The sequence below is a fragment of the Pseudomonas sp. QE6 genome (assembly GCF_041379005.1).
Classification (GTDB): Bacteria; Pseudomonadota; Gammaproteobacteria; order Pseudomonadales; family Pseudomonadaceae; genus Pseudomonas.
The window spans coordinates 1,481,867-1,507,929 of the sequence record NZ_CP166873.1 but is presented as its reverse complement, the minus strand read 5'-3'; the positions used below and the strand labels follow the sequence as shown (position 1 = coordinate 1,507,929).

Annotated in this window: 27 protein-coding genes; 15 read left to right on the top strand and 12 right to left on the bottom strand. The window is 66.6% G+C overall.

What is annotated here, in order from left to right; translation table 11 throughout:
- The first annotated feature begins 84 nt into the window (after window positions 1-84).
- Together ACAW63_RS06830 and ACAW63_RS06825 are read left to right on the top strand one after the other, a co-directional pair.
- Window positions 85-408, top strand: coding sequence for a DUF3392 domain-containing protein (locus ACAW63_RS06830; protein WP_371232598.1), 324 nt, complete (start codon window positions 85-87; stop codon window positions 406-408).
- A 41-nt stretch (window positions 409-449) separates the two neighbouring features.
- Window positions 450-704 carry a hypothetical protein gene (locus ACAW63_RS06825; protein WP_275609784.1) on the top strand — a complete coding sequence of 85 codons (255 nt, stop codon included), beginning with the start codon at window positions 450-452 and terminating at the stop codon, window positions 702-704.
- A 186-nt stretch (window positions 705-890) separates the two neighbouring features.
- Here the strand turns inward: ACAW63_RS06825 and ACAW63_RS06820 are convergent, their stop codons facing one another.
- From ACAW63_RS06820 to ACAW63_RS06800, 5 genes are all read right to left on the bottom strand, one after another.
- Window positions 891-2,237 (bottom strand): DUF1329 domain-containing protein, encoded by a 1,347-nt coding sequence (locus tag ACAW63_RS06820; RefSeq protein WP_371232596.1) that lies wholly within the window; start codon window positions 2,235-2,237, stop codon window positions 891-893.
- Window positions 2,238-2,401: 164 nt separating this feature from the next.
- The gene (gene trmB / locus ACAW63_RS06815; protein WP_275611867.1) at window positions 2,402-3,073 is read right to left on the bottom strand and encodes a tRNA (guanosine(46)-N7)-methyltransferase TrmB; all 672 of its coding nucleotides are present in this window, start codon (window positions 3,071-3,073) and stop codon (window positions 2,402-2,404) included.
- 123 nt (window positions 3,074-3,196) lie between these two features.
- Entirely contained in the window at window positions 3,197-4,003 is an 807-nt protein-coding gene (locus ACAW63_RS06810) for a thiazole synthase (RefSeq protein WP_371232594.1), read from the bottom strand.
- A gap of 60 nt (window positions 4,004-4,063) precedes the next feature.
- Entirely contained in the window at window positions 4,064-4,264 is a 201-nt protein-coding gene (gene thiS, locus ACAW63_RS06805) for a sulfur carrier protein ThiS (RefSeq protein ID WP_275609782.1), read from the bottom strand.
- Window positions 4,265-4,364: 100 nt separating this feature from the next.
- The gene (locus ACAW63_RS06800) at window positions 4,365-4,733 is read right to left on the bottom strand and encodes a DUF423 domain-containing protein (RefSeq protein WP_371232592.1); all 369 of its coding nucleotides are present in this window, start codon (window positions 4,731-4,733) and stop codon (window positions 4,365-4,367) included.
- A gap of 32 nt (window positions 4,734-4,765) precedes the next feature.
- On the opposite strand from ACAW63_RS06800, the gene mtgA reads away from it, so the two are divergent.
- Window positions 4,766-5,488: a monofunctional biosynthetic peptidoglycan transglycosylase gene (gene mtgA / locus ACAW63_RS06795; RefSeq protein ID WP_371232590.1), complete on the top strand. Its 723-nt coding sequence runs from the start codon at window positions 4,766-4,768 to the stop codon at window positions 5,486-5,488.
- Window positions 5,489-5,522: 34 nt separating this feature from the next.
- On the opposite strand, the gene ACAW63_RS06790 is transcribed toward mtgA, so the two are convergent.
- The 5 genes from ACAW63_RS06790 to ftsY all read right to left on the bottom strand — a co-directional run bounded on the left by ACAW63_RS06790 (window position 5,523) and on the right by ftsY (window position 10,275).
- On the bottom strand, window positions 5,523-6,137 hold the full coding sequence (locus ACAW63_RS06790; protein ID WP_371232588.1) for a hypothetical protein: 615 nt from the start codon (window positions 6,135-6,137) through the stop codon (window positions 5,523-5,525).
- 79 nt (window positions 6,138-6,216) lie between these two features.
- Complete coding sequence (gene rpoH, locus ACAW63_RS06785; RefSeq protein WP_371232586.1) at window positions 6,217-7,071, bottom strand: RNA polymerase sigma factor RpoH; 855 nt, start codon at window positions 7,069-7,071, stop codon at window positions 6,217-6,219.
- Between the two features lie 110 nt (window positions 7,072-7,181).
- Complete coding sequence (gene ftsX / locus ACAW63_RS06780; RefSeq protein ID WP_275609778.1) at window positions 7,182-8,192, bottom strand: permease-like cell division protein FtsX; 1,011 nt, start codon at window positions 8,190-8,192, stop codon at window positions 7,182-7,184.
- Window positions 8,192-8,863 (bottom strand): cell division ATP-binding protein FtsE, encoded by a 672-nt coding sequence (gene ftsE, locus ACAW63_RS06775; protein ID WP_275609777.1) that lies wholly within the window; start codon window positions 8,861-8,863, stop codon window positions 8,192-8,194. The genes ftsX and ftsE overlap by 1 nt, the downstream gene beginning before the upstream one ends.
- Window positions 8,860-10,275, bottom strand: a complete 1,416-nt coding sequence (ftsY, locus tag ACAW63_RS06770) for a signal recognition particle-docking protein FtsY (protein WP_371232584.1) — start codon at window positions 10,273-10,275, stop codon at window positions 8,860-8,862. The genes ftsE and ftsY overlap by 4 nt, the downstream gene beginning before the upstream one ends.
- A 191-nt stretch (window positions 10,276-10,466) precedes the next feature.
- On the opposite strand from ftsY, the gene ACAW63_RS06765 reads away from it, so the two are divergent.
- From ACAW63_RS06765 to ACAW63_RS06740, 6 genes are all read left to right on the top strand, one after another.
- A complete protein-coding gene (locus ACAW63_RS06765; RefSeq protein WP_371232583.1) occupies window positions 10,467-11,837 on the top strand; it encodes a M16 family metallopeptidase in 1,371 nt (456 codons plus the stop codon).
- The gene (locus ACAW63_RS06760) at window positions 11,830-13,323 is read left to right on the top strand and encodes a M16 family metallopeptidase (RefSeq protein WP_371232582.1); all 1,494 of its coding nucleotides are present in this window, start codon (window positions 11,830-11,832) and stop codon (window positions 13,321-13,323) included. The genes ACAW63_RS06765 and ACAW63_RS06760 overlap by 8 nt, the downstream gene beginning before the upstream one ends.
- Window positions 13,323-13,934, top strand: coding sequence for a 16S rRNA (guanine(966)-N(2))-methyltransferase RsmD (rsmD, locus tag ACAW63_RS06755; RefSeq protein ID WP_371232580.1), 612 nt, complete (start codon window positions 13,323-13,325; stop codon window positions 13,932-13,934). The genes ACAW63_RS06760 and rsmD overlap by 1 nt, the downstream gene beginning before the upstream one ends.
- A 46-nt stretch (window positions 13,935-13,980) precedes the next feature.
- The gene (gene rhuM / locus ACAW63_RS06750) at window positions 13,981-14,988 is read left to right on the top strand and encodes a RhuM family protein (protein ID WP_371232579.1); all 1,008 of its coding nucleotides are present in this window, start codon (window positions 13,981-13,983) and stop codon (window positions 14,986-14,988) included.
- Window positions 14,989-14,992: 4 nt separating this feature from the next.
- On the top strand, window positions 14,993-15,982 hold the full coding sequence (locus ACAW63_RS06745) for a hydrolase (RefSeq protein ID WP_371232577.1): 990 nt from the start codon (window positions 14,993-14,995) through the stop codon (window positions 15,980-15,982).
- 83 nt (window positions 15,983-16,065) lie between these two features.
- Window positions 16,066-16,482, top strand: a complete 417-nt coding sequence (locus ACAW63_RS06740; protein WP_371232575.1) for a GNAT family N-acetyltransferase — start codon at window positions 16,066-16,068, stop codon at window positions 16,480-16,482.
- 110 nt (window positions 16,483-16,592) lie between these two features.
- On the opposite strand, the gene ACAW63_RS06735 is transcribed toward ACAW63_RS06740, so the two are convergent.
- Window positions 16,593-17,246, bottom strand: a complete 654-nt coding sequence (locus ACAW63_RS06735; RefSeq protein ID WP_371232573.1) for a TetR/AcrR family transcriptional regulator — start codon at window positions 17,244-17,246, stop codon at window positions 16,593-16,595.
- Between the two features lie 230 nt (window positions 17,247-17,476).
- On the opposite strand from ACAW63_RS06735, the gene ACAW63_RS06730 reads away from it, so the two are divergent.
- The 6 genes from ACAW63_RS06730 to ACAW63_RS06705 all read left to right on the top strand — a co-directional run bounded on the left by ACAW63_RS06730 (window position 17,477) and on the right by ACAW63_RS06705 (window position 24,181).
- Window positions 17,477-18,907, top strand: coding sequence for a coniferyl aldehyde dehydrogenase (locus tag ACAW63_RS06730; RefSeq protein ID WP_371232572.1), 1,431 nt, complete (start codon window positions 17,477-17,479; stop codon window positions 18,905-18,907).
- Between the two features lie 84 nt (window positions 18,908-18,991).
- On the top strand, window positions 18,992-19,537 hold the full coding sequence (locus ACAW63_RS06725; RefSeq protein ID WP_371232570.1) for a twin-arginine translocation pathway signal protein: 546 nt from the start codon (window positions 18,992-18,994) through the stop codon (window positions 19,535-19,537).
- Between the two features lie 39 nt (window positions 19,538-19,576).
- A complete protein-coding gene (locus ACAW63_RS06720) occupies window positions 19,577-21,172 on the top strand; it encodes a GMC family oxidoreductase N-terminal domain-containing protein (protein WP_371232569.1) in 1,596 nt (531 codons plus the stop codon).
- A gap of 313 nt (window positions 21,173-21,485) precedes the next feature.
- Complete coding sequence (gene coaD, locus ACAW63_RS06715) at window positions 21,486-21,965, top strand: pantetheine-phosphate adenylyltransferase (RefSeq protein WP_207885703.1); 480 nt, start codon at window positions 21,486-21,488, stop codon at window positions 21,963-21,965.
- Between the two features lie 137 nt (window positions 21,966-22,102).
- Entirely contained in the window at window positions 22,103-22,354 is a 252-nt protein-coding gene (locus ACAW63_RS06710; protein WP_207885708.1) for a YfhL family 4Fe-4S dicluster ferredoxin, read from the top strand.
- A gap of 123 nt (window positions 22,355-22,477) precedes the next feature.
- Entirely contained in the window at window positions 22,478-24,181 is a 1,704-nt protein-coding gene (locus ACAW63_RS06705) for a gamma-glutamyltransferase family protein (RefSeq protein WP_371232567.1), read from the top strand.
- 14 nt (window positions 24,182-24,195) lie between these two features.
- On the opposite strand, the gene ACAW63_RS06700 is transcribed toward ACAW63_RS06705, so the two are convergent.
- Window positions 24,196-26,043: a Na/Pi cotransporter family protein gene (locus ACAW63_RS06700; protein WP_371232566.1), complete on the bottom strand. Its 1,848-nt coding sequence runs from the start codon at window positions 26,041-26,043 to the stop codon at window positions 24,196-24,198.
- Window positions 26,044-26,063: the final 20 nt, after the last annotated feature.

The following is a 26,063-nucleotide window of genomic DNA, read 5'->3' as shown; positions in this document are numbered from 1 at the left end:
GCTTTTAACGCGAGCATGGCCGGGCGACGCCATCGTCGCCCGCCGTGTACACTCCCCGGCGACTCTCGATCCCAAGGAGCCCCAATGGACTTCGCGCTCGACCTGATTGCCACCGTCTCCCGCTGGTGCCGTGGCCATTTGTCCGACATCGCCCTGGCGATCATGGCCACCGTGCTGGTGCTGTTCGGCCCGGCGATCAACGCCTGGATTCAGCAGCGTATCGGCAGCCTGAACTTCGTCTTCCGCACCCTGCTGTTCGTGCTGATCTGCGCCGTGGGCTACGGCCTGGCGATGGTCTTCGTCACCCCCTGGCTGGCCAAGGGGCTGGGTTACTTCAACAACTACACCCTGGCGCCGATCCTGCTGCTAGTGTTCTTCGTGATTGGCATGATCGCCGACCGCAGCTGACCTGCGTGCCTCCGGCGGTTGGCCCCACCGCCGGAGGACACATGAAACCGATCAAGCACCTCTACCTGCACTTCACCGACGGCCAGCGCCTGGCGCTGCGCTTCCCGCAGCAGAGCGACGACCCCGCCGAAGTGGCCCGCGGCATCCGCAAGCAGATGGAGTCGCCGGCCATCAGCATCGAGGTGGATGGCGACCTGCTGATCATTCCGCGCACCAGCATCAAGTACCTGCAGATCAGCCCAGCGCCAATGCGCATGCCGGAGACCACGGTATTGGGGGCAGAGTTGATCGAGTGACGCGCTCGGACATCAGCGGGGGCATGGGCTTTTGTAGGAGCGAGCTTGCTCGCGAACCGCCTCAACGCTGATGCAGCCGGATGGTACGTTCGCGAGCAAGGACTGGGCGCCCCCCCGCTCCTACAGCTCTGCCCACCCACGTCACGCGGATAGACAAAGGCCGCCTCACGGCGGCCTCTGCTTGCGTCAATTACCCTCGCGGCGCAGCGCCTGCGGGGTGAAGTCGCGCGGCCCCAGCGGGGCGTTGAAGTCGTACATCGGCTCGTTGTTGTCCAGGCCGTCGACGAAGTAGCGCGCGCCATCCAGGTCATACAGCGCCTCCAGGGTGCTGAGCACCGTGGGCACATCGTAGTAGTTGATCGGGTGCACTTCCTGGGCGCGGATCAGCTTGCCGTCCTGGTTGTAGATGTCGGAGGCGAGGATCTGCCAGCTGTCCTCGTCCAGGTAGAAACGGCGCTTGGCGAACGGATGGCTCATGCCCTTGCGCAGGGTCGCCTCGACCACCCAGACCCGGTGCGGCTCGTAGCGCAGCAGCTCGGGGTTGAGGGTCTTGGTGCGCAGGATGTCGGCATAGGGAATGCCCTTCTGGTGCACCGCGTAGCTGTTGTAGGGCACCAGCATCTCGCGCTTGCCCAGCAGCTGCCACTCGTAGTGATCCGGCGCACCGTTGTAGACGTCCACGGTGTCGGCAGTGGCCAGGCCATTGGTGTCCGGTTGCAGGCTGTCGTAGGCCAGGCTCGGCAGACGGCGTACGCGGCGCTCGCCACGACTGAAGCGCCAGGCCTTGCGGATCGACAGCACCTGGTCGAGGGTCTCCTGCACCACCAGCGCGGAGCCGGCCAGCTTGGCCGGGGCGACCACGTTGTACTTGTAGTAGAACAGGGTGTTGTTCAGGTCCTGCGGGGTCATGCCCTCGCGGCCGTAGTTGAAGTACACGTCGCGGCCGAGCTTGAGCAGGTTGTAGCTGCCGTTGGCGAGCACGGCGGCCTGGTTGGTGACCATGTGAATCTGCTCGCCACGGTAACGCATGATGTGGTTCCAGATCGCTTCCAGGCCGCTCTTCGGGATCGGGAAGGGCACGCCGGCGGCGGCGCCCTGCACACCATTGCCGTCGGCGATCAGCTCGGCGTTCTCGGCGTTGAAGCGGGTGGCGTCATAGATGCGCTGGGGCAAGGATGCGCTGCGGCGGCTGGGGAAAACGCGCAGGTAGTAATCCGGGTTCTCCTGCAGCAGCGCCTGGGTGCCCGGGGTGAGCAGCGCCTGGTACTGCGCCAGATTCTTGCTGTCGACCTTGTACTGCACGGCGTCGCCGGCATAGGGATCGATATGGTGGGCGCCGGGCTGGTAACCCGCCGGCGGCGTGGTGATGCCGCCCGTCCAGGCCGGGATGGTGCCGCTGGCGTTGCCGGCCTTCTCCGCCCCCATCGGCGTCAGGTCGCGGCCCAGTCGCGCCGCCTCGGCAGCGTCGACTTTCGCCTGCGTCGGCAGGGCCCACACCCCTGCCACCAGCAGTACAGCAAGTTTCTTCAACACAGCAGACTCCTTTGCGACGGACTCCTGTCCGCCACTCTTATTTTCGTCCGCGGCGGGTGCCGCTTCTGTCAGGAGGTGAGGGTGGCCTTCCCGGCCGCCGGGTGGTCCCGGTCTAGTCGATGTTCATCCATGAAAAAGGCCTGCTTGGCAGGCCTTCGGGTGGTTCAGTCGACGCGCTCGAACTTGAGGTCCCAGACGCCATGGCCGAGGCGTTCGCCGCGGCGTTCGAACTTGGTCACCGGCCGCTCGTCCGGGCGCGGTACGTAGGTATTATCCGCCGAAAGGTTGCGGTAGCCGGGTGCGGCATTCATCACTTCCAGCATGTGCTCGGCATAGTTTTCCCAGTCGGTGGCCATGTGCAGCACGCCACCTACCTTGAGCTTCTGCCGCACCAGTTCCGCCCAGGCCGGCTGGACGATACGGCGCTTGTGGTGACGCGATTTGTGCCACGGATCGGGGAAGAACAGCAGCACGCGGTCGAGACTGGCATCGGCCACGCAATCGCGCAGCACTTCCAGCGCGTCGCAGCTGTAGACGCGGATGTTGGTCAGGTTCTGCGTGAGCATGCCGTTGAGCAATGCGCCCACGCCCGGACGGTGCACCTCCACGCCGATGAAGTCCTGGTCCGGCGCGGCGGCGGCCATTTCCAGGGTGGCGTGGCCCATGCCGAAACCGATCTCGAAGGTGCGCAGCGCCTGGCGCCCGAACACCTGGTCGAAGTCCCGCAGACCGTCGGCCAGCTCCAGGCCGTACTTCGGCCAGCCCTGCTCGAGGCCGCGCTGCTGGCCCTCGGTCATGCGCCCGGCGCGCATCACGAAGCTCTTGATGGTGCGCATCGGCCGGTTTTCGCCATCGGGCTGGTTTTCGAAGGATTCACTCATGACTCGAACCTTGCGGGTAAATGCACACGCGGGCCGGTTACCAGAGGCAAACCGGCCCGCGCGCTGGGGTGGAAATACTTAGTTGATCAGGCCGGTCATCGGCGACGACGCGCTGGCATACAGCTTGCGCGGCATGCGGCCGGCCAGGTAGGCCAGGCGACCGGCGACGATGGCGTGCTTCATGGCCTCGGCCATCATCACCGGGTTCTGCGCGTGGGCGATGGCGGTGTTCATCAGCACGGCCTCGCAGCCCAGCTCCATGGCGATGGTGGCGTCGGAGGCGGTACCCACGCCGGCATCCACCAGCACCGGGACGGTGGCTTCCTCGAGGATGATGCGCAGGTTGTAGGGGTTGCAGATGCCCAGGCCCGAGCCGATCAGGCCGGCCAGCGGCATCACCGCGATGCAGCCGATCTCGGCCAGCTGGCGGGCGATGATCGGGTCGTCGCTGGTGTACACCATGACGTCGAAGCCGTCCTTGACCAGCACTTCGGCGGCCTTGAGGGTCTCGACGACGTTGGGGAAGAGGGTCTTCTGGTCGGCCAGGACTTCCAGCTTGACCAGATTGTGGCCATCCAGCAGCTCGCGGGCCAGGCGGCAGGTGCGCACGGCCTCGACGGCGTCGTAGCAGCCGGCGGTGTTCGGCAGGATGGTGTAGCGATCCGGCGGGATCACGTCCAGCAGGTTGGGCTCGCCCGGGTTCTGGCCGATGTTGGTGCGGCGCACGGCCACGGTGACGATCTCGGCGCCCGAGGCCTCGATGGCCACGCGGGTCTCTTCGAGGTCCTTGTACTTGCCGGTGCCGACCAGCAGGCGCGAATTGTAGGTGCGGCCAGCCAGGGTGAAGGGCTTGTCGACCGGCGGGGTGGAGGAAGCTTGGCTCATCGGATCACTCCTCAGGAATTGGGAAAGCTTTGCGGGGCCTGAAAGATGTGGCGGCGGACTCTAGCCGCCGCCGATGGCATGCACCACTTCCACCTGGTCGCCTTCGCTCAGGGCGGTGGCGGCGTGCTGGCTGCGCGGCACGATGTCCAGATTGAGCTCGACCGCGACACGCTTGCCGGTGAGGTCGAGACGCTCGAGCAGGTTGGCGACGGTCTGGCCGTCGGGCAGCTCGAAAGATTCGCCGTTCAACAAAATACGCATGGGCGGGACGGTCATTGCTGGAGGGGGTCGGCATTCTAGCCCGATCGCGCCCGATGACCAAGGTATCGGGCGTCGCAGCCCCGTTTTTCTGACGTCCGGGTCAGCCCAGGCGCGCGGCCGTGGCGAACAGCAGGGCCCAGCCGATGAGGAAGAACAGGCCGCCGATCGGGGTGACGATGCCCACGCTCAGGCCCGCCAGGGTCAGCAGGTAGAGGCTGCCGGAGAACAGCAGGATGCCGGTGACGAAGGCCCAGCCGGCCCATTTCACCAGCGCCCCGCCGACCTGCACCGAGAGCAGCGCCACGCCCAGCAGGGCCAGGGCATGCAGCATCTGGTAGTGCACGCCGGTCTGGAACACCGCCAGGTACTCCGGGGTAAGACGGTTCTTCAGGCCGTGGGCGGCAAAGGCGCCAAGGGCCACGCCGGTGAAGCCGAAAAAGGCGGCGAGCATGAGGAAGATGCGCAGCATGCGAAAGCTCCAGACAGATGAGTGCCGCTATAATGGCCCGCTCATCCGCCCCGGCAAAGTCTCGAATGCCCAAGCTGCTCCGCCGCCTGTTCAAGTTCGCGCTCTGGTTCGTCGCTGTCAGCGTGGCGCTGGTCATCGTCCTGCGCTGGGTGCCGCCGCCGGGCACCATGGTCATGGTCGAGCGCAAGATCGAATCCTGGTTCGACGGGCAGCCGATCGACCTGCAGCGCAGTTGGCGCTCCTGGGACGAACTGCCGGAGAGCCTGAAGATCGCGGTGATCGCCGGCGAGGACCAGAAATTCGCCGAACACCATGGCTTCGACCTGCCGGCGATCCAGCAGGCGCTGGCCCATAACGGGCACGGCGGCAGCGTGCGCGGCGCCAGCACCATCAGCCAGCAGGTGGCGAAGAACGTCTTCCTCTGGTCCGGTCGCAGCTGGGTTCGCAAGGGATTCGAGGCCTGGTTCACCCTGCTGATCGAGACCTTCTGGTCCAAGCAGCGGATTCTCGAGGTCTACCTGAACAGCGTGGAGTGGGATTCCGGGGTGTTCGGTGCACAGGCCGCCGCGCAGCATCACTTCGGGGTCGATGCCAAGCGCCTGTCGCAACAGCAGGCCAGCCTGCTGGCCGCCGTGCTGCCCAACCCGCGCAAATGGAGCGCCAGTCACCCCGGCGCCTACGTGCGCCAGCGCGCCGCCTGGATCCGCCAGCAGATGTGGCAATTGGGCGGCAGCGACTACCTCGGCCGGCTGTAACCCCCGCCGGCGCGGGACTCCCCAGTCCAGCGACTCAATGCGGCCGGGTCTTCTCGAAGGTGTTGCGCGGCACCACACGCAGCCATTGCAGCAGACCATCCTTGTGCAGCAAGGTCAGGCCCCGCTCGGGGTAGACCCAGGCTTCGCCCGCATCGGTCTGCAGGCGCAGCCTGGGATCGCCCAGGCTGGCCGCCAGACGGCCGACGGCCAGTTCTTCCTGCGGCGCCAGCGCCAATTCCGCCACCGACTTGCCTTCCAGCTGATGCATCAGCCCGGCACTCAACGGCAGGTCCTTGCTGCCGGGATGAACACCGGTGGCCTTGGCCAGGCTGTCCTGTTCAGACGTGCTCAGCTGCAACTCCGCCTCGACCTGCCAGAGACCTTCATCGGTGTGCAACTGGCCACGGTAGGACAGTTGCGGCCCGTCCTGGCTGGCGATCAGCCAGAGTTCGCCCGGCAGCCGAGCCTGGACCACGCCCAGGGTCAGGCGGCCATCGGCCAGCGGCTCGAACACCCCGTCCTTCCACTCGCCGAACCAGTGCGGCGGCTTGGGCGGCGCCGAAGTGCGGGCGACCCAGGAGCCCAGGGCGAAGGCCAGCACGGCGATGACCAGGAAGAACAGGCCGTAGGCGGGGCGAATGCGCGGCATGGAGCTCTCCGGTTGCGCGGGCAGAAAAAAACCGCACCAGGGGTGCGGTTCTCGGACTCGCCGGGCGCGCCGAAGCCGGTCAGGCTTCGATGCGACCCTTGAGTTTGTTCATCGCGTTCTTTTCCAACTGCCGGATGCGCTCGGCGGACACGTTGTACTTGGCCGCCAGGTCGTGCAGCGTCGCCTTCTCCTCGGCCAGCCAGCGCTGGTAGAGGATGTCGCGGCTGCGCTCGTCCAGGCCTTCCAGCGCCTCGTGCAGGCTGGCGGTGGAGCTGTCGCTCCAGTCCGCTTCCTCCAGCTGGCGCGCCGGGTCGTAGCGATGGTCTTCCAGGTAATGCGCCGGAGACTGGTAGGCACTTTCGTCGTCGGCATCGGCCGCCGGGTCGAAGGCCATGTCCTGCCCGGTGAGACGGCTCTCCATCTCGCGGACTTCGCGGGCCTCGACACCCAGGCTTTCGGCGACGCTGTTCACTTCGTCGTTGCTCAGCCAGGCCAGACGCTTCTTCTGGCTGCGCAGGTTGAAGAACAGCTTGCGCTGCGCCTTGGTGGTCGCGACTTTCACGATCCGCCAGTTGCGCAGGATGAACTCATGGATTTCCGCCTTGATCCAATGGACGGCGAACGACACCAGGCGCACACCCATTTCCGGGTTGAAGCGCTTCACGGCCTTCATCAGGCCGACGTTGCCTTCCTGGATCAGATCGGCCTGGGCCAGGCCGTACCCGGAATAACTCCGGGCGATGTGCACGACGAAGCGCAGGTGCGCCAGAACCATTTGCCGTGCCGCTTCCAGATCTTGCTGATAGAAGAGGCGTTCGGCCAGTTCGCGCTCCTGCTCCGGCGACAACAGCGGAATGCTGTTCACCGAGTGCACGTAGGCTTCCAGGTTCGCACCGGGAGCCAGGGCATAAACAGGTTGCAGAGAAGTGGTCATGCGAATCCTCCGATTCACGAAACTCGCGCAGTGTAGCACTGCGAAATCTGACTGCAAGCGGGTGTAAAAGTTCCTTTACACCCGCTTAACCCCAGCAAAATCAGGGGGTTTCAGCGCGGCGCCAGCTCGCGCAGGTGGCGCGCCACGGCCAGCCAGGCGCCAATCCAGCCCAGCAGCACGGCGCCGACGGTGAGCGACAGGCCATCGTCCACCGGCACCCCGGCCAGGCCGAAGTCGCTGCCGTAGAGCCCGGCCAGGTTGACCACCGCGTCGTTTAGCCAGTTCAGGCCGAAGGCCAGCAGCGCCCAGGACAGGATGCCCGCGCCCAGGCCGTACAAGGCGCCCATATAGAGGAAGGGGCGGCGCACGTAACCGTCCGTCCCGCCGACCAGCTTGATCACCTCGATTTCGTTACGGCGGTTTTCAATGTGCAGGCGGATGGTGTTGCCGATGACCAGGAGCAGGGTCAGCACCAGCAGGATCGTCAGGCCGAAGACGAAGCGGTCGCCCAGCTTGAGGATCGCCGACAGCCGTTCAACCCAGACCAGGTCCAGCTGTGCCTGTTGTACGCCCGGCAGTTCGGACAGGCGTTGACGCAAGGCATCCAGCTGGGCCTTGTCGATCTGCTTGGGAGTCACCGAGATCACCGCCGGCAGCGGGTTGTCGGGCAGCTCCTTCAGAGCCTCACCCAGGCCGGACTGTTCCTGCAGCTCTTTCAGCGCATCGTCGCGGCTGATCAGCTGCGCCTCGATCACGTCGGGCATTTTCTCGATCTGTTCGCGCAGGTCCTGGCCCTGGCTGTCAGTGGCCTTCAAATCGAGGAACAGGGAAATCTGCGCGGCGCGCTGCCAGGAGCCGCCCAGACGCTCGACGTTGCCCAGCAGCAGCGACAGGCCCATGGGCAGGCTGAGGGTAATGCCCATCACCAGGCAGGTGAAGAAACTGCCGAAGGGATGGCTGAACAGGCGGTGCAGGCTGTCGGCCAGGCTGGCGCGGTGGTTTTCCACATAGGCGGCCAGCGAGGCGCTCTGGTCCTGGTTTTCGTGCTCGTCCGGGCGCTCGCGGGTGTTGCGCTGCGGCGTGCCCTCTTCCGGGCCGTGGGGCAGGTCGTTGGCGCTCATCAGGCGGTCTCCTCGCGGTCGGCGATGATGCGGCCGCGCTGCAGGGTGATCATCCGGTGACGCATCCGCGCGATCAGCGCCAGGTCGTGGCTGGCGATCAGCACGGTGGTGCCCAGGCGATTGATGTCTTCGAATACGGCCATGATTTCCGAGGCCAGGCGCGGGTCGAGGTTGCCGGTGGGTTCGTCGGCGAGCAGCAGGGCCGGACGGTGCACCACCGCGCGGGCGATGCCGACGCGCTGCTGCTGGCCGGTGGAGAGGTCGGACGGCAGGTCCTGGGCCTTCTCCTTGAGGTTCACCCGTTCCAGCGCTTCTTCCACGCGGCGGGCGATCTCCGGCTTGGGCAGGCCGAGGATCTGCATCGGCAGGGCAACGTTGTCGAACACGCTGCGGTCGTTGAGCAGCTGGTGGTTCTGGAACACCACGCCAATCTGCCGGCGCAGGAACGGAATCTGCGCGGTGGAGATGCGCGACACGTCCTGCCCGCCGAGCAGCAGCTTGCCGGAGGTGGGTCGCTCCATCGCCAGGATCAGGCGCAGCAGGGTGCTCTTGCCAGCGCCGGAGTGGCCGGTGACGAACATGATCTCGCCGCGGGGCACGCGGAACGAAATCTCGTGCAGGCCAACATGGCCGTTGGGATAGCGTTTGCCAACCTGCTCGAAACGGATCATGCGATCTCCCGGGTCTCGAAGAGTGCGCGGACGAAGGCGTCGGCCTCGAAGGTTCGAAGATCGTCGATCCCCTCGCCGACGCCGATGTAGCGGATCGGCAGGCCGAACTGCTTGGCCAGGGCGAAGATCACCCCGCCCTTGGCGGTGCCGTCCAGTTTGGTCAGGGCCAGGCCCGTGAGCTCCACCGCGTTGTTGAACTGCTTGGCCTGGTTGATGGCGTTCTGCCCGGTGCCGGCATCGAGCACCAGCAGGACTTCGTGGGGAGCCGTCTCGTCCAGTTTGCCGATCACGCGGCGCACCTTCTTCAGCTCTTCCATCAGATTGTCCTTGGTGTGCAGGCGACCGGCGGTGTCGGCGATCAGCACGTCAATGCCACGGGCCTTGGCGGCCTGCACGGCGTCGAAGATCACCGAGGCGGAATCGGCGCCGGTGTGCTGGGCGATCACCGCGATGTTGTTGCGCTCGCCCCACACCTGCAGCTGCTCGACGGCAGCGGCACGGAAGGTGTCGCCGGCAGCCAGCATGACTTTCTTGCCTTCCAGCTGCAGCTTCTTGGCCAGCTTGCCGATGGTGGTGGTCTTGCCGACGCCGTTCACGCCGACGACCAGGATCACGTAGGGCTGCTTGCCGGACTCGATGGCCAGCGGCTGTTCCACGGGGCGCAGCAGGCCGGTCAGTTCTTCCTGCAGGGCCTTGTACAGCGCTTCGCTGTCGGCCAGTTCCTTGCGCGCCACGCGCCTGGTCAGGTTCTGCACGATGGCGGTGGTGGCCTCGACGCCGACATCGGCGGTCAGCAGGCGGGTTTCCAGTTCGTCCAGCAGGTCGTCGTCGATGGCCTTCTTGCCCAGGAACAGGCTGGCCATGCCCTCGCCGATGCTGGCGCTGGTCTTCGACAGGCCCTGCTTGAGGCGGGCGAAGAAGCCGAGCTTGGCCGGCTCGGCGGCGGCAGGCTTGGCCTGCAGCTCGGGTCCCTGCTGTGGGACAGGCTCGGGCTCCGGCTGTGCGATCACGGCGGGGGCTTCAACCACGGCCACGGGCTGGGCGGGCGCGGCGACGGGCGCAGGCTCGACCGGCTGGACGGCCGGCTGCGGAGCCTCGGCGACGACCGGTTGCGGAGCGGGCTGCGGCTCCGGCTGCACCGGCTCGACCGGCACGCTGGCCGGCACCACGTCGATTATCGGTTCGGGGGTCGGTTCAGGCGTCGGCTCGGCGCGCGGGGCTACCGGCTCGGCCTGGGCGGCGGGCGCCTGCTCGGGTGCGGGAACCGGTTCGGCGGCAACAGGCTGTTCAACCTGCGGCGCGGCTTCGGCGGCGGGTTGTTCCTCGGCCTGCGGCTTTTTGCGCCACCAGCTGAACAGTCCTTTCTTTTCCCCGGCGGGCGGGGCCTTCTTGTCGTCGTTGGAACCAAACATGTAGGGATCGAATCTCTAGGGGACGCCACGGAGGCAGGCAGCAAAAAAGCCTCGAAACAGCTTTGAGAAGCCCTGAACGTGGCCGCCCGGAAAACGGATGGGTATCCTAGCATCTCCTCGCCCGCCGGGGTTAAGAGGCTGGCCGCCAGCCTGCATAGACCCTGCGGATAGCCCGAAAGGTTCATTCGACGATGAAAACCCCTGCACGCCGCCACGCCGGCCTGCTGCTCGGTTCCCTGTTGCTGCCGCTGATGGCGATGGCCGCAGACCCACAGCCCACCCACGAATACACCCTGGACAACGGCCTGAAAGTCGTGGTCCGCGAAGACCATCGCGCCCCCGTGGTGGTTTCCCAGCTCTGGTACAAGGTCGGCTCCAGCTACGAGACGCCCGGCCTCACCGGCCTGTCCCACGCCCTGGAACACATGATGTTCAAGGGCAGCCGCAAGCTCGGCCCCGGCGAAGCCTCGCTGGTGCTGCGCGAGCTCGGCGCGGACGAGAACGCCTTCACCACCGACGACTACACCGCCTATTACCAGGTGCTGGCCCGCGACCGCCTGCCGGTGGCGCTGGAGCTGGAAGCCGACCGCATGGCTCACCTCGCCCTGCCGGCCGACCAGTTCAACAGCGAGATCGAGGTGATCAAGGAGGAGCGCCGCCTGCGCACCGACGACAAGCCCAACTCGCTGGCCTTCGAGCGCTTCAAGGCCGCCGCCTACCCTGCCAGCGGCTACCGCACGCCGACCATCGGCTGGATGGCCGACCTGCAGCGCATGACCATCGACGATCTGCGCCACTGGTACCAGGCCTGGTACGCGCCGAACAACGCCACCCTGGTGGTGGTCGGCGACGTCAGCGGCGACGAGGTGAAAGCCCTCGCGCAGAAGTACTTCGGCGAAATTCCCAGGCGCGACCTGCCTGCCGCGCGCAAGCCGCTGGAGCTGGCCGAACCCGGCGAGCGCCGTCTGACGCTGCATGTGCGCACCCAGCTGCCGAGCCTGATCATGGGCTTCAACGTGCCGAGCCTGGGCAGCATCGACAATCCGCGCGAGGTCAACGCCCTGCGCCTGCTCTCGGCGATCCTCGACGGCGGCTACAGCGCCCGCCTGGCCTCGCGCCTGGAGCGTGGCGAGGAAATCGTCACCGGCGCCTCCGCCTCCTACGACGCCTTCGCCCGTGGCGACAGCCTGTTCTTCCTCTCCGCGACGCCCAACGTGCAGACCGGCAAGACCCTCGACCAGGTCGAGGCCGCCCTCTGGCAGCAGCTGGAAGAGCTGAAGAAAACCCCACCGAGCAAGGAAGAACTGGAGCGCGTGCGCGCCCAGGTGATCGCCGGGCTGGTCTACGAGCGCGACTCCATCGCCAGCCAGGCCAGCACCATCGGCGAGCTGGAAAGCGTCGGCCTGTCCTGGAAGCTGGCCGACCAGGACCTGGAGTCCCTGCAGGCGGTCACCGCCGAGGACATCCAGAAAGCCGCCCGCACCTATTTCACCCGCTCCCGCCTGACCCTCGCCCAGGTCCTGCCGGAAGTCGCCACCGACAAGGAGCCGAGCCATGAGTGAACGCAATGGCCTGCGCTACGGCCTGCTCGGGCTGATCGTCATCCTGCTGATCGCCGGACTGGTACTGTTCGTTTCCCGCCCCGCCGCCAATACCGGGGGCGCCAAGCCGGCGCCCGAGGCGAGTACGCCCACCGGCTTGCAATCCCTCGCCGAAGCCGCCGGCAAGGCGCCCAGCCACCGCAAGCTGAACATCCAGCAATGGCAGACCGCCGAAGGCGCCCGCGTGCTCTTCGTCGAAGCCCATGAGCTGCCGATGTTCGACCTGCGCCTGACCTTCGCCGCCGGCAGCAGCCAGGATGGCGACACCTACGGCCTGGCCATGCTGACCAACGCCATGCTCAACGAAGGCGTGCCCGGCAAGGACACCAGTGCCATCGCCGCCGGCTTCGACGACCTGGGCGCCAACTTCGGCAACGGCTCCTACCGCGACATGGCGGTGGCCAGCCTGCGCAGCCTGAGCGAGCCGGCCAAGCGCGACGCCGCGCTGGCGCTGTTCGACCAGGTGATCGGTCAGCCGACCTTTCCCGAGGACGCTCTGGTGCGCATCAAGAACCAGGTGCTGGCGGGCCTCGAGTACCAGAAGCAGAACCCCGGCAAGCTGGCGGGTCTCGAGCTGTTCAAGCGGCTGTACGGCGATCACCCTTACGCCCACTCCAGCGACGGCAACGAGAAGTCGATCCCGAAGATCACCACCGCCCAGCTGCGCGCCTTCCACCAGAAGGGCTACGCCGCCGGCAACGTGGTCATCGCGCTGGTCGGCGACCTGACCCGCGAGCAGGCCGAGAGCATCGCCAACCGCGTCTCCCAGTCGTTGCCCAGGGGCCCTGCCCTGCCGGCCCCGGCCGAGCCGCAGACGCCGAAGGCCGGCGTCACCCATATCGAGTTCCCGTCCAAGCAGACCCAGCTGATGCTGGCGCAGCTGGGCATCACCCGTGACGACCCGGACTACGCCGCGCTCTACCTGGGCAACCAGATCCTCGGCGGTGGCGGCTTCGGCTCCCGGCTGATGGACCAGGTACGCGAGAAGCGCGGCCTGACCTACGGCGTCTACTCCGGCTTCACCGGCATGCAGTCGCGCGGGCCCTTCACCATCGGCCTGCAGACCCGCGCCGAGATGAGCGAGGGCACTCTCAAGCTGGTCCAGGACATCGTCCGCGACTACCTCGACAAGGGCCCGACACAGAAGGAACTGGACGACGCCAAGCGCGAACTGGCCGGCAGCTTCCCGCTGTCCACCGCGAGCAACGCCGACATCGTCGGCCAACTGGGCGCCATCGGCTTCTACAACCTGCCGCTGGACTACCTGGAAACCTTCCTCGGCCAGGTGCAGGCACTGAGCGTCGAGCAGGTGCAGCAGGCCATGCGCCGCCACCTCGACCCGGACGCCTTCGTCATCGTCACCACCGGCCCGACCGTGCCGCAGAAGCCGCTGCCGCCGCCCACCGAAAAGCCCGCCGCGCAACCTGCCGGCGTACCGGAGCACTGATGAGCAAACGACCCGGCGGCGCCCCGCGCGCCGCACAACGTCCCCACGGCGGCCAGGGCCAGCTGCGCATCATCGGTGGCGAGTGGCGCAGCCGGCGTTTCGCCTTCCCCGACGGCCCGGGTCTGCGCCCGACCCCGGACCGCGTGCGCGAGACCCTGTTCAACTGGCTGGCCGCCTACGTCCCCGGCGCCCGCGTGCTGGACCCCTTCGCCGGCAGCGGCGCGCTGTTCCTCGAAGCCCTGTCGCGCGGCGCCAGCGCGGGCCTGGCGCTGGATACCAACGCGGAAGCCGCTGCCGCCCTGCGCGGCCACCTCGGCACCCTCCAGTGCGACAGCGGCCAGGTCCTGCTGACCGACGCCCTGCGCTACCTGGAAGGTCAGCCGCCGGCCCCGTTCGACCTGGTGTTCCTCGACCCGCCCTTCCACCAGGACCTGCTGCAGAACGCCTGCAGTCTGCTGGAAGAACGCGGCTGGCTGGCCAAGGACGCCTGGGTCTACACCGAAAGCGAAGCCGCACCGTCCAGTCTCGGCCTGCCGGCCAACTGGCGGCTGCACCGGGAGAAGAAGGCCGGGGCGGTGAACTACGCGTTGTGGCAGCGGGAAGAGCCGTAGGGCGAGGAACCGCCCTCGACTATGTTGAGCGACAGGGAGGCCAACGGTGAGCGAATCGACAGTTTCTACCCCAATAGCCATTTATCAGTCCGGCAATGGGGATAAAAAAACCGAGGTTCGCCTGGAGGGTGACAGCGTCTGGCTCACCCAACGGCAAATGGGCGAGATTTTCGGCACCACTCCGGAAAACGTGCTGATTCACCTGAAGAATATTTATCGAGACGGCGAACTGGACGAGCCAGCAACTACTAAGGATTTCTTAGTAGTTCGCGAAGAAGGCACTCGAAAAGTGCGCCGCCAACTCAAGCACTACAACCTCGATGCCATCATTTCCGTCGGCTACCGGGTGAACTCCCGTCAGGGTACCCACTTCCGTATCTGGGCCAACCAGATACTCAAGGACTACCTGGTCAAAGGGTACGCACTCAACGAGCAACGTCTCACCACCCAGCAAGCCCGCATCCGAGAGCTGGAACGCACTCTGACGCTATTCCAGGAAAACCTCATCGATCAGGCCAGCCTTCCGGAAGCCAAGGGCCTGGTTTCCGTCATCGCCGGCTATGCCCGGACTTTCGTCCTGCTCAACCAGTTCGACAGCGAACGCCTACCCAGCGAAGGTTTCGACGAGAACATCCGCTATGCCATCGAGCCCTCCGAAGCGAATGGCGCTATCGCCGCGCTCAAGGCAGATCTGCTTGCCAGAAGCGAAGCGAGCGAGCTCTTCGGGCGCCCCAAGGACGACAGCTTCCTTGGCGTACTGGGCAACGTCACGCAGTCTTTCGACGGCCAGTTCCTTTACCCAAGCATCGAGGAACAGGCCGCTCACCTGCTGTATTTCGTGATCAAGAATCATCCCTTCACTGACGGCAACAAGCGTATCGGTGCCTTCCTCTTCATCTGGTTCCTGCAGCGCAACCAACATCATCTGAAGCAAGATGGTGAATTGAAGATCAACGACAACGCGCTGGCTGCCATAGCGCTACTGGTGGCGCAAAGCGATCCATCACAGAAAGAGTTGATGATTCACTTGATCATGAACCTGATCCGAAACTGACTCGATGAACTCCCCCTTCAAACCCGCCTGGTGGCTCCCCGGCCCGCACCTGCAGACGCTCTACGGCTCCCTTCTGCGCCAGTTGCCGAGCCTTGCCCGCACCCGTGAACGGCTGTGGCTGGAGGATGGCGACTTCATCGACCTGGACTGGCACGGCCCGCATGAGGCCGGTACGCCGCTGGTGCTGGCGCTGCACGGGCTGACCGGCTCCTCGTCCTCGCACTACATCCTCGGCCTGCAGCAGCAACTGGCGGCACAGGGCTGGGCCAGCGTGGCGTTGAACTGGCGCGGCTGTTCGGGGGAGTCGAACCTGCTGCCGCGCGGCTACCACTCCGGCGTCAGCGAAGACCTCGCCTCGGTGATCGCCCACGTCCGCGCCAGACGACCCATGGCGCCGCTGTATGCCGTGGGCTACTCGCTGGGCGGCAATGTGCTGCTCAAGTACCTGGGCGAATCCTCGGACAGTTGCCCACTGAGGGGCGCGGTGGCGGTGTCGGTGCCGTTCCGCCTGGATCAGTGCGCCGACCGCATCGGCATTGGTTTTTCCAGGGTCTACCAGGCGCACTTCATGCGCGAGCTGGTGGCCTACGTGCAGACCAAGCGCCAGGCCTTCGCCGCCAGCGGTCATGCGGAGAAGCTCGCCGCGCTGGAGCGTCTCGGCCCGCTGGACGGCATGCGCACCTTCTGGGACTTCGACGACCGAGTGACCGCACCGCTGCACGGTTTCGCCGACGTCCACGACTACTATCGACGGGCGTCCAGCCGCTACTACCTGGGCGGCATCCGCGTGCCGACCCTGGTCATCCAGTCCAGCGACGATCCCTTCATCCACGCCCAGAGCATTCCGCAGACCAGCGAGCTCTCGGCCTCCACCGAGCTGGAGCTGCTGGCCCATGGCGGCCATGTCGGCTTCATCGGCGGCTCGCCAGGGCGGCCGGACTACTATCTGGAACGCCGCATCCCGCAGTGGCTGCAGCAGCGGCACGGCGCCTGACTGCCCTGGATCAGCCAGCCGGGGCCGCGATGGGGCAGACTGGAGGTGTACCCAGGAGGGGAAGGCCGGACAGGAGTGATGCCATGACCGACACAGCGCTGACGATTCTGCACAACCCGGCACTAAGCGATGCGCAGTGCGCCGGGATCGCCGCGCTCTACCGCGCGGTGGGCTGGGGCTCGCCCGGCACGACCCAGGAAATACGCGAGCTCTACGAATTCTCCAGCTACACCCTGCTGGTCCAGGACGGCGAGCAGGTCATCGGCCTGCTGCGGGCCGAGAGCGAAACGGCGCAGACCACCTGGCTGGCGGAAATCGCCGTGCTGCCGGGCTTTCAGTCGCGCGGCGTGGGGCGCCTGCTGATGGCGCGGTTTCTCGCCGATCATCCGCAGCGCACGCTCTATACGGACGCCACCGAGGGCGTGGAGGAGTTTTTCCTGCGCCACGGCATCGCCCTGCGCCGGCCAAGGGTGCCGGGGCCGCGCAAGGTGGATGCTTGAGAGGGATAGCGCACGACGAGAGCCCCCAGCCCTCTCCCTCCGGGAGAGGGCTGGGGTGAGGGAGAACCAGTCACGCGAAAGCATCCGCGCCGCTCGAATCCCTCGGAAAATCAACCCTCCAGCGGCACGTACAACCGATCGAATACCGCCGCCACCGCCTCGCGCGCATCCGCGGCGATGTGTCCGCTTTCCAGCGCCAACACCTGGTACAGCCCCCGGCGCAGCTGGGCTTCGCTGAGGTCGCCGGTTACCTCGCGGGTGGTGCAGAGGAAGCGCACCCAGGAGGTGAGGATGATCCAGGCGTTGAGGGTCAGGGCTTCGAGCTGGGTGTCATCCATCAGCAGGATGCCGGCGTCGACGAAGCCCCGATAGATGGCCTTGGCGTTGACCAGCGCGCGACGGGCGAAGCTGCGGTAGTTGGCGGCCAGTTCCGGATCGGCGTCGAGCAGGTGCTCGAGGTCCCGGTGCAGGAAGCGGTAGCGCCACATCGCCTCCAGCAGCGATTCGAGGTAGTAGATCTTGTCTTCCACCGTCAGCGCACGGTCGTCCGGCACGCGCAGGAACTGGTCCACATAGCCTTCGTACTCGGCGAACAGCTCGGCGATGATCGCCTGCTTGTTGCGGTAGTGGTAGTACAGGTTTCCTGGCGAAATGCCCAGGTGCGCGGCGATGTGGTTGGTGGTGACGCTGCGTTCGCCCTGGGCGTTGAACAGCTCCAGGCTGGCCTGGGCGATGCGTTCGCGGGTCTTGATGCGTGGGGCCATTCGCGGAACTCGTGAAGACGGATTGCGGGGGCAAAGGTACACCGATTGCTACCGCGTAACACCTGGGCAGGCGCATTCCAGCTTTTCGTTGGCTGGGCCTGGCGACACGGGCACGGCATGCTGATTGACACTCTAGAGTAATTGCTCTAAAAATCCAGCGACAGTACAACAACAGGAAGCGCCTACCCACCGGACGCTTCCCCCAGTCGCTTCCGCCAAGGAGCCCCGTCATGGTCGCCGACATCGCCTACCTGCAGCAGAGCCAGCAGCAGATCAGCCAGCTGGAATCCCTCCTCGAACGCCAGCGTCAGGCCTACCGTGCCAACCCGATGCCCGACGCCGGCCAGCGCATCGCCTGGCTGAAGAGCCTCGCCAACCTGCTGGTTACCGAGCAGCAGGCGATCATCGACGCGATCAACAGCGACTTCAGCAACCGCTCGGCCGACGAAACCCTGCTCGCCGAGGTGTTGCCCAGCCTGCACGGCGTGCACTACGCGGCCAAACGCGTGAAGAAATGGATGAAGCCGTCCCGCCGCAGCGTGGGCATGCAGTTCCAGCCGGCCACGGCCAAGGTCGTCTACCAGCCGCTGGGCGTGGTGGGGGTGATCGTGCCGTGGAACTACCCGCTGTTCCTCGCCATCGGTCCGCTGACCGGCGCCCTGGCCGCCGGCAACCGGGTGATGATCAAGATGAGCGAATCCACCCCCGCCACCGCCCGCATGCTCAAGACGCTGCTGGCGAAGATCTTCCCCGAGGACATGGTGGCGGTCGTCGAAGGCGAGGTGGAAGTGGGCGTGGCCTTCTCCAAGCTGCCGTTCGACCACCTGCTGTTCACCGGCGCCACCAGCATCGGCAAGCACGTGATGCGCGCCGCCGCCGAGAACCTTACCCCGGTGACCCTGGAACTGGGCGGCAAGTCGCCGGCCATCGTCTCCACCAGCGTGCCGATGAAGGACGCCGCCGAGCGCATCGCCTTCGGCAAGTCGCTCAACGCCGGGCAGACCTGCGTGGCGCCTGACTACGTGCTGGTGCCGCACAACCGCGTCGACGAGTTCGTCGACAGCTACCGCCAGGTGGTGCAGGGCTTCTTCCCGAAACTGGAGAACAACCCGGACTACACCGCAATCATCAACGAGCGCCAGCTGTCGCGCCTGAACGGCTACCTGGCCGATGCCAAGGCACGCGGCGCCACGGTCATCCCGCTGTTCCCGCAGGCCCAGGGACGCCGTCTGCCGCAGGCGCTGCTGCTGAACGTGAACGACGAGATGAAGGTGATGCAGGAGGAAATCTTCGGCCCGCTGCTGCCGGTGATCCCCTACCAGAGCCTGGATGAGGCGCTGCGCTACATCAACGAGCGCGACCGCCCGCTGGCGCTGTACTACTTCGGCTACGACAAGCGCGAGCAGGATCACGTGCTGGCGCAGACCCATTCGGGCGGCGTGTGCCTGAACGACACCCTGCTGCACGTGGCCCAGGACGATATGCCGTTCGGCGGCGTCGGCCCCTCGGGCATGGGGCACTACCACGGCCATGAAGGCTTCCTGACCTTCTCCAAGGCCAAGGGCGTGTTCAGCAAGCCGCGCTTCAATGCCGCCCGGGTGATCTACCCGCCCTATGGCAAGTCGCTGCAGAAGCTGGTGTACAAGCTGTTCATCCGCTGAGCTTTCCGGCCGCCGGCAACCCCGGCGGCGCTACACACCGGTACCGTCCATCACAGGTACCTCCATCACAGGTGACCAACAAGAATGACAGACACCTCCCTGAGCGCACCGGGCCTGTCCCGGCGCGGCGTTCTCAAAGTCGGCCTGCTCGGTGGCGCCTTCCTCGCCACCGCCGGCATCACCGCCACCCTGAGCGGCTGCTCGGCCAGCGTGCCGGCCAACGGCTACAAGGTCCTGCGCGACTCCGACCTGCCCTTCCTGCGCGCCCTGATCCCGGTGATGCTGGCCGGCGCCGTGCCCGCCGAGCGCATGGCCGACGCGGTCAAGGGCACCCTGGAAAGCATGGACTTCGGCCTGAATCGTCTCTCTCCGGAGATGCTCAAGCTCACCGTGCAGCTGTTCGACGTGCTCGCCCTGCCGATCACCCGTGGCCCGCTGACCGGCGTCTGGGGCAGCTGGGACAACGCCAGCGCCGCCGACGTGAAGCACTTCCTCGACCGCTGGCAGAACAGCTCGATCTCGCTGCTGAAGATGGGCCACAGCTCGCTGCTGCAACTGGTCCTGATGGCCTGGTATGGCCGCCCGGAGTCCTGGGGGCACTGCGGCTACCCCGGCCCGCCGAAGGTCTGACCCGGCCAGAACAACAAGAATTCGCCTGAGAGAATCCCGATGCCTGTACCCGATCTGTTCGCCGCCGGCCTGGCCGGTGGCTGGAAAGTCCATGACGGCTCACGCCTGGAAAACGACCTGACCCTCGAAGCCGACGTGGTGATCGTCGGCACCGGCGCGGGCGGCGGCACCACCGCCGAAACCCTCAGCGCCGCCGGCTACAAGGTGCTGCTGGTGGAGGAAGGCCCGCTCAAGACCAGCTCCGACTTCAAGATGCAGGAAGCCGAGGCCTACCCGACCCTTTACCAGGAAGGCATCGGCCGGATGAGCAAGGACGGGGCCATCACCATCCTCCAGGGCCGCGCCGTGGGCGGCACCACCCTGGTCAACTGGACCTCCAGCTTCCGCACGCCGGAGCCGACCCTGGAGCACTGGGCCAAGGAGCACGGCGTCAAGGGCCACAGCGTGGCCGAGATGGCGCCCTGGTTCGAGAAGATGGAACAGCGCCTGGGCGTCGCGCCCTGGGCACTGCCGCCGAACGCCAACAACGACGTGATCCGCAAGGGTTGCGACAAGCTCGGCCTGCACTGGAAGGTCATCCCGCGCAACGTGCGTGGCTGCTGGAACCTGGGCTACTGCGGGATGGGCTGCCCGACCAACGCCAAGCAATCGATGCTGGTGACCACCATTCCAGCCACCCTCGACAAGGGCGGCGAGCTGCTCTATCTCGCCCGCGCCAATCGCCTGCTGATCGACGGTGACAAGGTCAGCGGCCTGGAATGCCTGGCCATGGACGAGCGCTGCGTCGCTCCCACCGGCCGCAAGATCACCGTCAAGGCGCGCCACTACGTGCTCTCCGGCGGCGGCATCAACACCCCGGCGATCCTCATGCGCTCCAAGGCCCCGGACCCTAACGGCCGCGTAGGCCAGCGCACCTTCCTGCACGTGGTGAACTTCAGCGCCGCGCTGTTCGACGAGGTGATCAACCCCTTCTACGGCGCGCCGCAGTCGATCTACTCCGACCACTTCCAGTGGGACGATGGCGCCACCGGGCGCATGTCCTACAAGCTCGAAGTGCCGCCGCTGCAACCCTCCCTCACCGCCACCCTGCTCGGCCGCTTCGGCGAGGACAACGCCCTGCGCATGGAGCAGCTGCCACACACCAACGTGCTCCTCGCCCTGATGCGCGACGGCTTCCACCCCGATAGCGCGGTCGGCAGCGTCAGCCTGCGCGGCGACGACACCCCGGTGCTCGACTACCAGATGACCGACTACACCTGGGACGGCATCCGCCGCGCCTTCCACACCATGGCCGACATCCAGTTCGCCGCCGGCGCCAAGGCGGTGCTGCCGCTGCATGCCGACGCCGGCTATGTGAAGAGCGCCAAGGAAGCCCACGCGCTGATCGACGGCCTGAGCCTGGAGCTGTACCGCACCCGCCTGGGCAGCGCCCACGTGATGGGCGGCTGCGCCATGGGCGAAGACCCGAAGCAGTCGGTGTGCGACAGCCTCGGCCGTCACCACCAGCTACAGAACCTGTCGATCCACGACGGCTCGCTGTTCCCCACCAGCATCGGCGCCAACCCGCAGCTGTCGGTGTACGGCCTTACCGCGCAACTGGCCGACGCCCTGGCCAAGCGCCTGGGCAAAGCCTGAAGCGATTCCCCGGCCGCCCATGCCGGCGGCCTTTCGTAGGAGCGACCTTGCTCGCGAACCAGGGTTTCCCGGAGAAATCGGAACCGGGCGGTTCGCGAGCAAGCTCGCTCCTACAAGGGGGGCAGCGACCGGGAAGCCGGCCGCGCAGGCTCTGGCACGGGCCCTGCGCGTGACTGCATGGTCCGCCGCCGATAAACTCAGGTAGTCCGTGCGCGGAAGCACTACCAAGGTCGCTTGGCCCCACGGACATGCTGCGTTACCATCCGCCCCGCTAATGCCCAGCCTGCCAACAAGAGCCGACCAGGACGCCGCGATGAATCGAGTGCTGTACCCGGGTACCTTCGACCCCATCACCAAAGGCCATGCGGATCTGGTCGAACGCGCCTCGCGACTGTTCGACCAGGTGATCATCGCCGTCGCCGCCAGCCCCAAGAAGAACCCCCTGTTCCCGCTGGAGCAACGGGTCGAGCTGGCTCGCCAGGTCACCTCGCACCTGCCCAACGTCGAAGTCGTCGGCTTCTCCTCGCTGCTCGCGCACTTCGCCAAGGAACAGAACGCCAACATCCTGCTGCGCGGCCTGCGCGCGGTGTCGGACTTCGAGTACGAATTCCAGCTGGCCAACATGAACCGCCAGCTCGCCCCTGACCTCGAAAGCATGTTCCTCACCCCGTCGGAGAAGTACTCCTTCATCTCCTCCACCCTGGTGCGCGAAATCGCGGCGCTGGGCGGCGATATCGCCAAATTCGTCCATCCCGCGGTCGCCAGCGCCCTGGCCGAGCGCTTCAAGCGCTGACACGCGCGGCCGCCAAGGATGGCGGCAGCAGCTCCTCCTCTGATCCCACTTCGCGTGCAACGAACGCGCCGATGCGGCACAATTTCACCATTGTTGCTACCGATCGCCATGGCCGCCGCCCTGGTTGGAGTTGTTCGATGTCCCTGAAAATCACCGACGATTGCATCAACTGCGACGTCTGCGAACCCGAGTGCCCCAATGCCGCGATCTCCCAGGGCGAGGAGATCTACGTGATCGACCCGAACCTGTGCACCGAGTGCGTCGGCCACTACGACGAACCACAGTGCCAGCAGGTCTGCCCGGTCGACTGCATCCCCCTCGACGAAAACAACGTCGAGAGCAAGGAGCAGTTGATGGAGAAGTACAAGAAGCTCACCGGCAAGGCCTGATCACGCGCGTTTCGACATTTTTTCATTGAGCTCTCACAAACCCTTGGGCCACGGGATTGTCTATCCTCCCTACTTCGCCCAATCAGGTTTCCAGCCGGTGCAACCGGCGGTTCGTGAGATGCCATGTCCCTGTTGAATATCCGCTCCCGCGCCACCCTGCTCGGCTTCTGCAGCCTGCTGCTGCTCAGCGCCGCCCTGCATGCCGCGGAACACCCGGCGCAGGCCGGCGTTGCCAGCGCCCATCCGGCCGCCACCGTGGCCGGCCTGGAAACCCTCGCCGACGGCGGTAACGCCTTCGACGCCGCCGTGGCCATCAGCGCCGCGCTGGCGGTGGCCGAACCCTATGGCTCGGGCCTGGGCGGCGGCGGCTTCTTCCTGCTGCGCCAGGCCGGCGACCCGCCGACCTACCGCTTCATCGACGCCCGCGAGCGCGCCCCGCTGGCCGCCCATGCGCGGATGTACGAGCGCAGCGGCAGGGTCGACCCGCAGCTGTCGATCAATGGCGCACTGGCCGCCGGCATCCCCGGCCTGCCCGCGGCGCTGGCGGACATCACCAGCCGCTACGGCAAGAAGACCCTGGCCAATAACCTGGTGCCGGCGATCCGCCTGGCCACCGACGGCGTCTCCGTCGACCGCGTCTACATCGATCGCGCGTCCTGGCGCCTGGACGCCATGCGCAAGGACCGCGAAACCGCGCGCATCTTCCTCCCCAGCGGCAACCTGCCCGAAGAATGGGACCTGGTGCGCCAGCCGGAGCTGGCGCGCACCCTGGAGCGCCTGGCCCGTTATGGCCGGATCGGCTTCTACGAAGGCGAAACCGCCGACAAGCTGGTACAGGGCGTCCGCGCCGCCGGCGGCGTCTGGAGCCTGGAGGACCTGGCCAGCTACCGCACCGTGGAGCGCCCGGCGCTGCGCTATCCGCTGGCCGGCGGCAAGGAGCTGATCAGCGCCCCGCCGCCCTCCGCCGGCGGTGTCGCCCTGGCCCAGAGCCTGGGGATGCTGCAGCAGTTGCCGTGGCAGAAGGCCGAGCCGGTGCAGCGCACCCACTATGTGGTGGAAGTGCTGCGCCGCGCCTACCGTGACCGCGGCCTGCTGGGCGACCCCGACCGCGTCGCCAATCCGCTGCCACAGCTGCTCGCTCCCGACTACCTCAAGCGCCTGGCCGGCGGCATCGACCCGCAACGGGCCACCCCGAGTGCATCGCTGCCCCCGGCGCCGGCCTGGCGCGAGGGCGACCACACCACCCACTTCGTGGTCATGGACGCGGACGGCAATGCGGTGGCCGCGACCCTCTCGGTCAACCTGCCGTTCGGCGCCGCCTTCACCGTGCCCGGCACCGGCGTGCTGCTCAATGACGAGATGGATGACTTCGCCACCGACGTCAGCGGCGCCAACGCCTATCAACTGGCCGGCAGCCAGGCCAACGCCGTGGCGGGAGGCAAGCGTCCGCTGTCGAGCATGAGCCCGAGCTTCATCGAGAGCCCCACGGAACTGGCAGCCTTCGGCACCCCCGGCGGCAGCCGGATTCCCAGCATGGTGCTGCTGGCGATGCTGGATTACCTGGATGGCAAGCCGATCCGGCAATGGGTGTCGTCCCCACGCTACCATCACCAGTACCTGCCGGACGTGATCGAGCACGAGCCGCGCGCCTTCAGCGGCAGCGAGATGGCCGAGCTTAGCCGCCGTGGCTACACGCTGAAGGATGTCGGCCGCGCCTACGGCAACCAGCAGGTGCTGCTGTGGAACAAGAAGTCCGGGGCGGTGCAGACGGCCAGCGATCCGCGCGGTATCGGCATCGCCACCGAGCTGGCGATGCCGCTGCGCTGATCAGGGGCAGCACATCAGGGGAGAATCAGGGCCGGCGCGTCGTCGTCCTGCGGCTCGAACAGGCCATGTTCGGTGCCCAGCTGCAGCACGTTGCGCAGGCTCTGGACGATGCGGCTGGCATAGCCCAGGTCGTTCATCAGCGAGCTGGTCTGCAGACCGTCCAGCTTCTGCTGGCGCACCGCAGCGAACAACCGCTGGCGGAAGGCCGCGTCGAACGCCGCGGCGCTTTCGTCGAGCAGTTGCAGGCGCGCCAGGAGCGCGTCTTCCGGCAGCTCACCACCGATCAGCGTGCCCATCGCCCGCACTTCCCGCAACATGCCGAGCAGGTGGCGGCGCAGTTCCACATAGGCCTCGCGAGTGCTCGATGGTTCGCCCTGCAGGGCCTGGCCGAGGTTCTTCTGCAGGTGCTTGGCGTCCTTTACCGCGTCCACCAGTTGCAGCGCCACCACCTGGCAGGACAGCCAGAGCCGCTGGTGCTCCTCGTCCAGCGGCACGTCCAGGCGGCCCATGAAGCTCAGCAGGTCGCCGTAGACGCCCTTGATATGGCGCTGGTAGAGCACCTCCGCGGACAGCGCGTGGCGGTCCGGCGCGGCCTGCAACTGGCCCTCGTCCACGCGCGGCTGGCTGAGCATTTCCACCGGCAGGTACAGCGCGTGGCAGATCACCTCGATGCTCAGCCGCCCCAGGTGGCGCAGCTCCTGCAGCACTGCGCTGGCGGAGGCGTCGGCGGAGTCCAGGGCCCGCTCGTTGAGGTAGCGCGCGTGGGTGCGCTCGATGCTCGGCTCGGCGGGCGCCATGTCGGTGATCAGCACCGGCGGCTCCTCCACTTCCGGCAACCAGCGCACCAGCGCCTTGGCCAGGGCACCCTGCAACGGCCAGAACAGCAGCACGCCCATGGCGTTGAACAGCGTGTGGAACAGCGCCAACTGGATCATCGGGTTGTCCGCCAGCCCGAACGGCGCCACCAGCGCGTGCACCAGCCAGGTCAGGGGCGAGAGCAGGATGAAGGTCAGCACACCGGTCACCACGTTGAACAGCACGTGCGCCAGCGCCAGCCGCTGCCCGCTGCGGTTGCCGCCCAGGGAGCCGACGAAGGCCGTGGTGACGCTGCTGCCGACGTTGGAGCCGATGGCAATCGCCAGGCTCTGGCCCAGTTCCAGCTGGCCGCCGGCCAGTGCCGCCAGGGTGAGCATCAGGGTGGCGTGGCTGGATTGCAGCACCACGGTGATCAGCACGCCGAAAGTGACGAACAGCAGCGAACCGAGCATGCCCTCGGCCTGCAGCTCGCTGGCGTCCAGGGCGTCGCCGAAGCTCTGGAAACCCTCCTTGATCTGGTCGATGCCCAGGAAGATGAAAGCGATCCCCAGGAGGATGCGCCCGGCCGCCTTGCTCTTGTCGCCGTTGAAACCCATCAGCACGCCGAATACCAGCAGCGGCAGGGCCAGCGGGCTCAGGCTGAGGTTCTGTCCGGCCAGGGCGAGCAACCAGATGCCGCTGGTGGCGCCGAGGTTGGCGCCGAAGAGGATGGCGATACCACCGGCCAGCTGGATCAGCCCGGTGCTGATGAAGGCGATGGTGAGCAGGGAAACCAGGGTGGAGGATTGCAGCAGGAAGGTGCCGACCAGGCCGAACAGCAGGCTCTTGCCACGGGTCGCGGTGCTTTTCTCCAGCCAGCGCTCCAGCTGGCTGCCGGCCAGGTCGCGCAGGCCCTCTTCCAGGCACTGCATGCCGAACAGGAACAATGCCAGCCCCGCGCCCAACTGCAGCAGACCGGCACTGGACCAGAAGCTATAGCCAAGACCAACGGCAACCAGCAACAGAAGCACGGGACGCAGGTGCTTCTTCAGCCGGGTCGTATCCATACGTTACCTGCTGCAATCGA